Origin of the sequence: Nonomuraea turcica (genome assembly GCF_030718205.1) — a bacterium.
Classification (GTDB): Bacteria; Actinomycetota; Actinomycetes; order Streptosporangiales; family Streptosporangiaceae; genus Nonomuraea.
This window is the reverse complement of the sequence record NZ_JAUZQF010000001.1, coordinates 685,469-695,578: the sequence shown is the minus strand read 5'-3', so window position 1 is coordinate 695,578 and position 10,110 is coordinate 685,469. Positions and strand designations below refer to the sequence as shown.

Sequence of the window (10,110 nt, the reverse complement as noted above, 5' to 3'; positions counted from 1 at the left end):
CGGAGAGTCGGATGGCGAGGGATGTTCGGCAGGCATGGGGTTCTCACGGCGACACCAAGTCCTGCGCCAGTAGGGCCAGCGCCTCCTGCCGCAACACGCCGGCGTCGGCCCGGTCGGCAGGGAAGGTGTCGACCAGCCGCTCCGCGAGCCGGTCCAGCGCGGCCGCGTCGCCGTCGAGTTCGGATGCGGCCAACGCACGCTGGGCGGCCGGAACATGCTCGGCGGCGACCGCGATGTACCGCCACCGGCCGGCGTGCAACTGGAACACCTCGCCTCGCGCTCGCCCGGCGGCCCACAGCCACCGGCAGGCGACCTGGGCGAGCCGGGCGTGGGCGGCGGCGACATGCTCGGGCACCTCGTGCGGGCGTCCAGCGTGGAGGAGTTCGGTGGTGAGCTGGTCGCGGTTGACGTAGACGCGGAGGTGGTCGCCGCGCTGTTCGGTGTCGAGGTAGGCACCGTTCGGCAGCCGCCGGTGCTCCCACCCGGGCGCGGTGGAGGCCGGTTCGGCGCGGCCGGCGATGTTGTAGCGGGGCCGCTCGACCTGGATCGCCACCACTTCGGCCGCGAGCGCAGACTCGCGGGTGGGGTGGTGCTCGAGCGTGACCCGGGCGACCTTGCCCCACCATGGTTTGCCGCTGCGGTGCTGCTCGAACCGGCGGCCGGGGTTGCCGCCGATGCCGACGTACAGGAGCTGGTCGGCGGCATCGTAGAGCCGGTACAGGGTGGTCGGATCCGTCACGCATCCTCCTCGGGGAACAGGGGCGGGAACAGGTCGGGGAACAGGTGGGAACAGCCCGGGAACGGGGTTAGCCGGTCAAGGTCAGGACGACGTATGGCTGCCGGCACGGCCCGACCCGGAAGCGGCGCCCGGGGGCGGCCTGGTGCCAGTGGAGGTTGTCGCAGTGGGGGCAGGTGACGACCGCGTACCGGCCTATCTGGCGGGCGGGGACGACGACGGTGAGCAGGCAGACCTCGACGGGGCCGGTGCGGTCGGGGCGTCCGCATACGACCGCGCAACCACCGTCGGGGCAGACGCCGAGATCCTCGGGGCGGCGGCAGCCGAGGCAGGTGGCGGTGCATGGGATGCGCTCGTTCCAGGGTCGGGGCAGGCCGAGCACGTGGGTGCGGAGCCGCTTGCGTCGTGGTTTCGAGGGCGCCGGTGTTGTGGGGGTGCTTGGTGCGACTGGTCGCGCGTCGGCGACGGGGTCGAAGAGGGGCGGCTGGGTGTCGAGTACTGGGGTTCGGCTGCGGCCCATCAGTGGGTGCCTTGGCGGGTGTGCGGGGCGGTTTGGTCGAGGGGTGCGGGGGCGAGGTTTTGGATCTTCACGGAGGGCTCCAGCGGGCGGGTTGGCGGGCCGCTGTTCCCCGGGCTGTCCCCCTGTTCCCTCCCTATATAGGGAGGGAACAGGGAACAGGTCTGCCTGGGAACAGTCAGGAACAGTTGGGGGAACAGGTGTGACCTGCGGAAATGCAAGATCAGGGAACAGGTGGGAACAGTTGGGGGAACAGTCAGAAAGCCGATTGGGACGGGAACAGACAGTTCGAGACATTCCAGGCGTCATTCGAACGCTCCTTGGGGGGTCCGCTGAGCCGCCTTCAACGCCGCCACAACCTCCGCCAAAGCGGTCGTCTTGCCCGGCAACGGAATGTTCTTCTGCTCCGCCCAGCGCCTCAGAGCGTCACGCCCAAGCCCCTCCGGAACCCCGTGGACGATCAGCTCATCCACATACGTTTGGATCTTCACCCGGTGGGCGTCAGCAACCTTCGCATCGGTCAGCTCATGACGGGTACGGCCCGGCAGCCAGCCCTCGTTCCGCTCCTTCTCGCCCCGCCGCGTGATGTGGAAGATGTCTTCCCCCAGCCCGGTGCGGGTGTGGGTGCGCACCATCTTCAGCCGGGTGATGACCGACTCGATGGTCTCGTCGTAGGTGCGGTGCTCGTCGTAGGCGGTCAACTCCCACACGTGATCGACGTCCTGCGTTTTCGCCGAGCTGCCGCGGGATCCCTTCTCCGTGTCCTTGCCGAAGTGGTCGAGCCTGATGGAGGCGATGCTGCGGGCCTTGAGCGGCTCATGGACCCGCCGGTACAGGTCCAGCCACGTGTCGGAGTCGTTCTCCTTGCCGGCGATGTAGCGGGAGACGGTGTCGAGAATGACGACGTCCCGCGGCTTCTCGTCGACGATGGAGAGCATCTCGGCGGCCGCGGTCTCGGACGCGTTGAGGGCGCCGGAGAAGCGGGGAAACAGCCGGTAGTCGAGCCTGTCGTGCAGGATTTCGAGGTCGTCTTCGGTGGCGCCGAACGCGGTGAGCCTGGTGACGATGTCGCGCAGCGAGTTTTCTCGGTCGAAGTAGAGGACGTTGATGGGTTCGCGGCGGATGTCGCCGAGGCAGGACCGTCCGGTGATGGCGCACCAGATCCAGTACAGGGTGAAGATTGATTTGCCGACTTTGCCGTCGCCGACGAGGGCGATCTGCTGACCGTGTTCGAGGAACCGGCCTGGCAGCCAATTGATTTCGGTGAAGTCGGTGGTGAACGCTTCGAGCCAGTCGACGCGGGCGAAGCGGTCGTCGTCCTTGGGTGTGGCGCTGGCGCCGATGGCGAGCTCGTCGGCGGTTTTGATCAGCTTTTCGCCGAGGGCGCGGAGCCTGTCGGGCCCGTCGTCGGGGTCCTGGGTTTGGATCTCGCGGATAGCGCGTTGGAGGTCGACGATGCCTTCGCGGTTGCGCCAGTGCCTCATGACGATGCCCGCGTGGTGGGCGGGGTCTCCGGCGTACAGCCCGCGGGTCATCAGTTCGTGGAGGTAGAGCGGGCCTCCGGCTTGGCCGAGGGTTTTGGCGCGTTCGAGATAGTCCTTGACGGCGACAGGGTCGGTGGGCGCGTCTTGGTCGTGCAGGTCGAGGATGGCGGCGTAGATGACCTGGTGTTGGGTGCGGAAGAACGCCCGCGGCTCGGGGATGACCGCGCGGATGTGGGGGATGACGTAGAGGGTCGTCATGCAGGTGCCGAGAACGGCCTGTTCGGCGTCCAGGTCCCATAGGAGGTCGTTTGGGTCCTGCGTGGTACTCAAGCGGTCCCCCTGATGGTGCTCGGTTCGGCAGCGGCTGGGCTTTTTCGCGGGGCGGGGCGCGTTTTCGGCGCATGCGGGTTACCAGAGCTGGTCTTGGGCGCGGCCGGGGAGGGGTTCTTCGACTACGGGCCCGGCTTCGCGCGCTTTCTCGCGGTGTTTGGGTGCGCAGGTGTCGCAGGTCAGGGCGCTGTAACACGTCTTGCCGGGGATGCGGCCGGTGATGATCCGGGTCGCCGGGCGCCGGCAGGTGCTGCACGTACTCACCCAGTCCATGGGGTTTTCCTCGGCTCACAGAGCATCGGTCCGCTTCAAGGTGGCGATGTCGATGCCGTGTTCGGCGAGCATGCTGATGGTGGCGTCGGTGGCTATCGACGCGGCGCGGGCAGCGTCGATCTCGACCTCGTCTTGGATGTGCGCCTTGAGGTGCTGGGTGATCCGCTCGTGCAGCAGGTCTTCGGGGGTGAGGTCGGCTCCGGTGCGGCGCGCCCATTCGGTGGAGATGCGCATCTTGGGCGCGAGTTCGGGGCGTGGTGGTGGTTCGCCGGGTTTGCCTTTGGTGATGAGGAGGAGTGCCCAGGTGTTGCGGCCGATGAGGGTGCGCCAGTAGACGGGGCGTTCCATTTCGGGGCTGTCCCAGGCGTGGGTGAGGCCGGCGAGGCTTCGGATGGGGTGGCGGCTCATTGGTTCTCCTGGGTTGGTGGGCGTGAGGTTGGTGTTTGTTTACGATCAGAGACCGTAGGATCGGCGTGATCTGCGGTTTCTCTCCGGTTCGGCCTTTTCGGCGGGACTGCTGGGAGGGTGTTTGTGCAGGTCGTGCTTGCTGTCTGTCTCTGATCGCAAACTGTCAATGCGTGGCCTGCGGTTATGGCGGCGAGTTCGGCGTCGTCGACTAGCGGTGGCTGGTCGAGGCCGGTCTTGGTCGGCTTGGTGAGGAGCCGGTCACGCCAGGCCAGCGCGAACGTCATGCAGTTGGCTTCGTTCTTGTGGCTGCTGCTGCCGCAGAGGGTGGGGGTGCGGCGTCCTTGGTAGCTCCAGGCCATGGAGTCGGCGCTGGTGAGCCACCGGCCGTACCTGGCCAGGCCTGCGGTTTTCACGCCGAATCCGTGCAGGGGCAGGTCCAGCATCGCGAGTTCGCGGAAGATGCGGCCGATCTCGGGGGTTGACTGGCGGCGGCAGACGGAGCCGACGCCCACGACGGGGTAGTCCTGGGCGAGGCGGACGCCCTCCTGCTCGTACAGGTCGACGCACCGCAGGTAGTCGTCGATCTCCCAGCCTTGGATGACGGGCATGACGGGGCAGTCGCCCGGTGCCTCGTTCTCCTCCCACAGGGTGGCCAGGCGGACGAAGTTGTCGACGGTGCGGTGTTGGTGCTCGGCGATGGTCAGGCCGGTGCGTTCGAGCATGAACGGCTCGCACATCCAGTCCTGGGGCGCGGCCCAGGCGATGTCGCCGATCTCTTCGTCGTAGCGGGCGAGCGCCTGTATGTACTGCTCGGGTGTGGTGCGGAATTCGCCGTGCAGGGAGAGTTCGGTGAACGCTCCGGAGTCGACTGCGTAGTGCCGCCCGAGTGGTGCTTTCGGCAGGGTCTTGCGGGCGGACAGGACGCGGTGGGACACGAACAGGCACACGTCCTCGGGTGCGGTGGTGAGCCACTGCTCGCGGTGGGTGCCGAGGTAGAAGTTGACCTCCTGCTCGTCGCAGATCATGTTTCCTCCCGGGTGAGGAGGTCGGTGTCGATGGCGAGGACCACACCTGGAACGAGTGGTACTAGGGGTCGCCCGGCCAGATGAGCGCGTGCCGCGCGGGCGGCGGCTTCGGCGGTGAATCCGGCTGTGACGAGCCGCCGCATCAGGTCCGCGACTCGCAGCTCTTCCTGCGGCCACTGGCGGGGTACGCCGTGCCCGAAGGTGATGGGACGGAGGAGGTCGCGGGCTACCCAGTGCTCCAGTTGGCGGAGCGTGAGACCGTGGTCGAGCAACTGCTGGAGCGTGAGTTCAGACATGCGCCACCGCCGTTGTGGGGTCCCAGATGGTGCGGACGGGGATGCCTGCGGCGGCGGCTTGGCGCATGCAGTCTCGGGTGCCCCCGCCCTTGCCGGGGAAGGCGACGCACTCGTCCGCGCCGGCCTTGACCATGAGGCCGTTGCGCCAGAACCCGGCGTCCGGGCAGTACGTGCCCCCGCCAGGACGCGGTCGGCGGTGCTTTGGCGTGCAGGCTGGGGTTGAGCAGGTGTCCCAGTCGGCCGGGTGCGCTTCCTCGGTGACGCCGTGGGCGAGGCACCACAGGTGGATGAGCCAGTCCGCAGACCGATCCGGGCGGACGCCACGTACCGGCTTGGGGTAGGCGGCGCCGTGCACGACCGTCAGCGCGGGGTGGATGGCGCGGATCCGGTCGAACTCCAGCCAGATCCGCCGCTGGTCTTCCCGGTCACGCCCTCCAGTGGCCAGGACACGCCAGGGCTGCTGCTGCCATGCCCAGGTGGCGCACCGGTTCTCGGGCCGGCAGTAGTGGCGCAGCGGCGCGCACGCGCCCTCACGCGGCTCCTGTTTGCCTTCCAGTGCAGACGGGGTGCAGGCGGCGCAGCGCGGGCCTTGGGCGTAGAGGCGTGTGGGGACGCGGCCGCAGTGTCGGCCTGCGGCTGCGTCCCAGCGGGTGCACGGCTTGCTCACGAAGTGGTCCGAAGTGCCATGACGAGGTACCGGTAGGCGTCGCCATCGCCGGTGATGAGGGCAGGCCGGTGAGGGCCGGTCATGCCGAAGGCCGCCTGCTCCCCCTGGACGGCGGTGAGGGCGTCGGTGAGGAACGAGGCTTGGAAGGCGATCTCGATGGGGTCGCCGTCGAGGGTGCAGTCGGCGGTTTGGGAGCCGCGGCCGGTCTCGCTGGCGGCTTGGACGAGGACCTCGTCGGGGGTGAAGGTGAGCCGGATCGGGGTGGTGCGGTCGCCGACGAGGGCGACGCGTTTGACGGCGTCGGCCAGATGGCGGGGGTTGATGGTGGCTGTGGTGTTCGCGTCCAGGACGGTGCGGGCCTGGTAGTCGATGAACTGGTCGTCCAGTAGCCGGACGGTGGTTTGGCGTCCGCCGTTGGTGAAGGCGGCCATGCCGTCGTTGAAGGCGAGGTCGACGGTGCCGGCGCCGAGTGCGCGGGTGATGTCGTGGAGGGTCCGCCCTGGGATGCACACGCCGATGGGGGTGTCGGTGATGGGTTGCCAGGTGGTGTCGCGGACGGCGATCCGGTACCGGTCTGTCGCCGCGACGGTGAGCTGGTCGCCGTCGGTGTCAAGGCGGATGGCGGTGAGCATGGGGAGGGTGTCGTCGCTGCTGCAGGCGACGTGCACCTGGTTGACGGCGGTGGCCAGTTCGCCGGCGTCGATGCTGCCTGCGGGGGCTGGCGGCTCGGGGAGGGCGGGGTAGTCGTCGGCGGGCAGGGTGAGGATGCCGAATTCGCCGCCGGTGTAGGTGAGAGTGGCCTCGGCGCCGGTGGCGGCGAGGTCGAGCATGGCCCGGTCGGGGAGGGTTTTGGTGAGTTCGGCGAGGAGCCGGCCGGGCAACACGATGCGGCCGGGTTCGGCGACGTCGGCGGGGATGGTGGCGCGGGAGGAGACGTCGTAGTCGAACGCCGAGATGGTGACCTGGTCGCCGTCGGCCTCGAGCAGGAGGCCGGCGAGGACGGGGACGACCGGCCGGTTGGGGAGGGCGCGGGCGGCCCAGGCGACGGTGTCGGCGAGCAGGCGCGGTTCGATGGTGAGCTTCATCGGGCGGCCTCCATTGCGAACAGGGTGAGCTGGTCGTCGGCCTGCGAGGTGAGGGCGGCGAGCCGCGGTGCGCGCTTGGCGATGTGCCTGTCGAGCGCGGCCCGGGCCGTGTTGGCGTCGCCGGTGATGGTCGCGAGCGCCACCAGGGCGGTCACGGTGACGTCGCACAGTTCGTCGGCGACGTCTTCGACGGTGTGGGTGACGCCCTTGCGGGGGTTCTGGCCGACCATGCCGATGTAGGCGGCGGCGACTTCGCCGGTCTCCTCGGCCAGCTTCAGCAGCCGCAGCACGGTCTCCTGCGGGCTGCGGCCGTTCTCCCGGTCGATCCAGGTAAGGGCTTTGCCGACGTGCTCGAACAGGGCGTCAGTGGTGGTGGTCATGCTGTGCTCCTTGCGGCAGATGTCCGGCGGATGTCGCGGCGTTCGCGTGGCGTGGTGCCGGCCCAGATGCCGTGGTCTTGCGGGTTCGCGGTCACCCAGTCGGCGCAGTTTTCGAGGACGGGGCAGCTGCGGCAGATCTGCTTGGCTGCTTGGACGGCGAGGCTGTCGGCGGCTTCGCTGACCGGGAAGAACTGTTCGGGGTCGGCGTCGCGGCAGGCGGCCCGGTCCTGCCACCGCTCCACCTCCCCGGACGGGGCGGGCGGCGTCGTGGCTGGCGGTGCGGGCCGCTGGGCGGGAGTGAGCCGGTGGGTGGCCTGCCACTCGCGGTCACCGCGGACGGACGGAAACTGGTGGAGGGTGCCCGCGCTGGCGTGATTGCGGTAGCAGGTGTTGCAGAGGCCTCGGCCGCCGTGGATGGCGCGAGTTTTGCAGTCGCGGCAGATGATCAGGACAAGGCTGGTGGTCATAGAGCACGCTCCAGCTCTTCGCCGGTGATGCACTCGACCAACGCGGACACGATGATCTCGGCGACCGGCGGGGTGACGGCGTTGCCGTACTGGCGCACCTTCTCCCGCTTGTTGCCGAGCACGACGTAGTCCTGGGCGAACGCCATGGCCCGGCCGATCTCGTGCGGCTCCAGCATCCTGAAGAGCACGTCGTCGAGGTCGATGTCGTCGATTCCGTTGACGACGGCGTATTTGTCCCGGGTGGTGAGTGTCTCGATCGGCTCGCCGACCGGGCGGGCGTTGCCCTTGCCCCAGTACGGCACGAGCAGCGTCTCCCAGGTGACCAGCGACTGGTGGCCGGCGGTGGTGAGCGTGCGGAGCGGCTCGTCGACGCCGGTGCAGTGCTCGCCGCCGTCCCCCTTGCTGCCGTTGTTGCGCATCACCAACCCGGGCGGAGTGACGAGCCCATGGTGATTCCCGGACGCGGTCACGGTCGCCAAGGCCTCACTGACTGAGCGGGCGTCGCTGCCGCCGCCGCGGAGTTCTGCGACGAACGGCGGCCATGCGAGCCCGGTCTCGTTGCGGGCGGTCTGGGTGCGCAGTGGCGCGTCGGCGGGAGATGCTTCCTTGCCTTCCCGGCCTTCGACGGGCACGAGCAGCGGCGGCACGACCAGCCCGTGGTTGCCGCCGTCGGCGACGACCGTGGCGAGCGGGTCGGTGTCGGCTCGCAAGCTGCGGTTCCGGTCAGAGCGGAGCGGTACCAGGAACGGGGGCACGACCGCGAGGCCGTCGTTCTCGCGGGTGGTCCTGGTCGGCATCGGCTCGGTGACCGGGGACGCCTCGTTCCGCCACGTGCCACCGGCCGGGACCATGAGGGGCGGCACGGCCACGGCCTTGGTGGCCGTGGTGGTCTGGGTGGTGAGCGGCTGGTCCACCGGCCACGCGCGCACGCCAGGCCGCCGCTCGAACGTGTTGCCCGCCGCCTCGATCGTGATCGGCCGGGCGTACTTCTTCAGGCCCGCCCTGATTCGTGCCAGTGTCTTGTCAGCCAGCGGCTTGTCCCGGTCGCCGATCCGCTGCCCAGGGATCGTCCAGTCGATGGCGTACATGGCCGGGAGCGCGAACGGTTCCACCATTGCGTTGCGGCAGGAGGAGCGCGGGCACCGGTAGACGTACTGCTGCCGGTAGCGGCCCATGTCCCGGCCGGGGGTTTTGAACACCTGCATGGCGCGAACCCATTCGCCGCAGCCAGGACAGTAGGCAGCAGGGCGAAGCCACTTGTCCCAGTCGGGGTCGCGGCCGAGGCTTTCGTGCCAGTAGGGGAAGTACCAGCGGTCGCGCGACTGCGGTGTCCAGTCGGTGGAGACGGGCTGGGCGTGCATGCTGTTGACTGCGATCTTGCGCCAGCGGTAACCGAGCTTGGCGATCTCGTTGCGCCAGCGAGGCATCTGGTCCCACGAGTCCACGTCGACGACGTTCTCGACCACGCCGGCGAGGACGAGCCCTCCGCGCTCTTGCACGCCGCGCAGGTACATGGGGACTTCTTCCATGAGCGCGCGGGACCGTTCGGCTTCCTCGTCGCGCGTTTCGCCGAACAGGGAGTCCTGGAGTGAGACGTGGAAGTCGCGCCGCTTGCCGTTGGCCTGGGACCATTGCGGGCATTCTGGGGAGGCCCAGAAGATGTCGCAGACGGGCCACTTCTCGACGGGTGCTTCGCGGATGTCGCCGCGCCAGTGGTCGGTGTTGGGGAAGTTGGCGGCGTGGGATTCGATGGCGCGCTCCCAGTGGTTGGCAGCGCGGGTCACCTCGACGCCGGGCACGGCGTGGGCGCCCTGCGAGCTCCCACCGGCCCCGCAGAACCAGTCCATGAGGGTTAGCACGGGATAGTCACCTCCGGCCATGCGACGCGGTCGAGCGCGGCGCGGTGTTTGGCGGGCATGGGGGTGAGCGGGGCGCCGAGGTGGTCGAGGCCCATGGCCATGAGGACGACGGCGTCGGCGCAGTTGTCGTCGCCGCCGGTTTCCCAGGTCGACCACCGTCGGGCGACGGCGTCCACGACCTCGGTCTTCTTCGGCTGGCTCTTGCCGGTGGCGTAGATACCGCGGTGAGCGGGGTTGACCTCGACGACGGGGATGTCGAGGTTGTGGAGGCGGTGGACGATGCGCCACCACAGGCCGGCGCGTTCGTGGGCGCCGCCGCTGCTGCGGCTGTAGGCGGGGGCTTCGATGAGGACGAGGTCGGCGGTGAGCGGGATGAGGTGGGTGATGCGGTCGGCGAGTTCGCACAGCGCCTGGTCGCGTTCGGCCAGGGGGAGGGTGGTGACGCCGGTGGTGCCGATGGTGTCGCACCAGCCGAGGCTGGACGCGATCCCCGTAGCGGTGAGGCTGACATCGAGGCTGTAGACCCGGGGTGCCGCCCCCGTGATGGGAGCGGCCGCGGTGACTGCGGGGGCGGTCATCGGGC

Annotated in this window: 12 protein-coding genes; all 12 read right to left on the bottom strand. The window is 69.2% G+C overall.

What is annotated here, in order from left to right; translation table 11 throughout:
• Nucleotides 1-43: 43 nt before the first annotated feature.
• Nucleotides 44-739, bottom strand: coding sequence for a GIY-YIG nuclease family protein (locus Q9G87_RS03580; RefSeq protein WP_305914701.1), 696 nt, complete (start codon nucleotides 737-739; stop codon nucleotides 44-46).
• A 67-nt stretch (nucleotides 740-806) separates the two neighbouring features.
• Nucleotides 807-1,256 carry a hypothetical protein gene (locus tag Q9G87_RS03575; RefSeq protein ID WP_305914700.1) on the bottom strand — a complete coding sequence of 150 codons (450 nt, stop codon included), beginning with the start codon at nucleotides 1,254-1,256 and terminating at the stop codon, nucleotides 807-809.
• 302 nt (nucleotides 1,257-1,558) lie between these two features.
• Nucleotides 1,559-3,067 carry an AAA family ATPase gene (locus Q9G87_RS03570; RefSeq protein ID WP_305914699.1) on the bottom strand — a complete coding sequence of 503 codons (1,509 nt, stop codon included), beginning with the start codon at nucleotides 3,065-3,067 and terminating at the stop codon, nucleotides 1,559-1,561.
• A 288-nt stretch (nucleotides 3,068-3,355) separates the two neighbouring features.
• The gene (locus Q9G87_RS03565; protein ID WP_305914698.1) at nucleotides 3,356-3,748 is read right to left on the bottom strand and encodes a hypothetical protein; all 393 of its coding nucleotides are present in this window, start codon (nucleotides 3,746-3,748) and stop codon (nucleotides 3,356-3,358) included.
• Nucleotides 3,745-4,773, bottom strand: coding sequence for a deazapurine DNA modification protein DpdA family protein (locus Q9G87_RS03560; RefSeq protein WP_305914697.1), 1,029 nt, complete (start codon nucleotides 4,771-4,773; stop codon nucleotides 3,745-3,747). Before Q9G87_RS03560 ends, Q9G87_RS03565 begins: the two co-directional genes overlap by 4 nt.
• Nucleotides 4,770-5,069 carry a MerR family transcriptional regulator gene (locus Q9G87_RS03555; RefSeq protein ID WP_305914696.1) on the bottom strand — a complete coding sequence of 100 codons (300 nt, stop codon included), beginning with the start codon at nucleotides 5,067-5,069 and terminating at the stop codon, nucleotides 4,770-4,772. Before Q9G87_RS03555 ends, Q9G87_RS03560 begins: the two co-directional genes overlap by 4 nt.
• Nucleotides 5,062-5,736, bottom strand: coding sequence for an SLOG family protein (locus tag Q9G87_RS03550; RefSeq protein WP_305914695.1), 675 nt, complete (start codon nucleotides 5,734-5,736; stop codon nucleotides 5,062-5,064). Before Q9G87_RS03550 ends, Q9G87_RS03555 begins: the two co-directional genes overlap by 8 nt.
• Entirely contained in the window at nucleotides 5,733-6,821 is a 1,089-nt protein-coding gene (gene dnaN, locus Q9G87_RS03545; RefSeq protein ID WP_305914694.1) for a DNA polymerase III subunit beta, read from the bottom strand. The genes Q9G87_RS03550 and dnaN overlap by 4 nt, the downstream gene beginning before the upstream one ends.
• On the bottom strand, nucleotides 6,818-7,201 hold the full coding sequence (locus Q9G87_RS03540; protein ID WP_305914693.1) for a MazG-like family protein: 384 nt from the start codon (nucleotides 7,199-7,201) through the stop codon (nucleotides 6,818-6,820). Before Q9G87_RS03540 ends, dnaN begins: the two co-directional genes overlap by 4 nt.
• Nucleotides 7,198-7,668, bottom strand: coding sequence for a WhiB family transcriptional regulator (locus Q9G87_RS03535; protein ID WP_305914692.1), 471 nt, complete (start codon nucleotides 7,666-7,668; stop codon nucleotides 7,198-7,200). The genes Q9G87_RS03540 and Q9G87_RS03535 overlap by 4 nt, the downstream gene beginning before the upstream one ends.
• Nucleotides 7,665-9,527, bottom strand: a complete 1,863-nt coding sequence (locus Q9G87_RS03530) for a DNA cytosine methyltransferase (RefSeq protein WP_305914691.1) — start codon at nucleotides 9,525-9,527, stop codon at nucleotides 7,665-7,667. The genes Q9G87_RS03535 and Q9G87_RS03530 overlap by 4 nt, the downstream gene beginning before the upstream one ends.
• Entirely contained in the window at nucleotides 9,521-10,105 is a 585-nt protein-coding gene (locus Q9G87_RS03525; protein WP_305914690.1) for a RuvC family protein, read from the bottom strand. The genes Q9G87_RS03530 and Q9G87_RS03525 overlap by 7 nt, the downstream gene beginning before the upstream one ends.
• Nucleotides 10,106-10,110 lie beyond the last annotated feature (5 nt).

Coding starts and splice junctions, on each gene's coding strand:
- Q9G87_RS03565 (WP_305914698.1), bottom strand. CDS start 3,748: ATGAGCCGCCACCCCATCCGAAGCCTCGCCGGCCTCACCCACGCCTGG.
- Q9G87_RS03525 (WP_305914690.1), bottom strand. CDS start 10,105: ATGACCGCCCCCGCAGTCACCGCGGCCGCTCCCATCACGGGGGCGGCA.
- Q9G87_RS03535 (WP_305914692.1), bottom strand. CDS start 7,668: ATGACCACCAGCCTTGTCCTGATCATCTGCCGCGACTGCAAAACTCGC.
- dnaN (WP_305914694.1), bottom strand. CDS start 6,821: ATGAAGCTCACCATCGAACCGCGCCTGCTCGCCGACACCGTCGCCTGG.
- Q9G87_RS03540 (WP_305914693.1), bottom strand. CDS start 7,201: ATGACCACCACCACTGACGCCCTGTTCGAGCACGTCGGCAAAGCCCTT.
- Q9G87_RS03555 (WP_305914696.1), bottom strand. CDS start 5,069: ATGTCTGAACTCACGCTCCAGCAGTTGCTCGACCACGGTCTCACGCTC.
- Q9G87_RS03575 (WP_305914700.1), bottom strand. CDS start 1,256: ATGGGCCGCAGCCGAACCCCAGTACTCGACACCCAGCCGCCCCTCTTC.
- Q9G87_RS03560 (WP_305914697.1), bottom strand. CDS start 4,773: ATGATCTGCGACGAGCAGGAGGTCAACTTCTACCTCGGCACCCACCGC.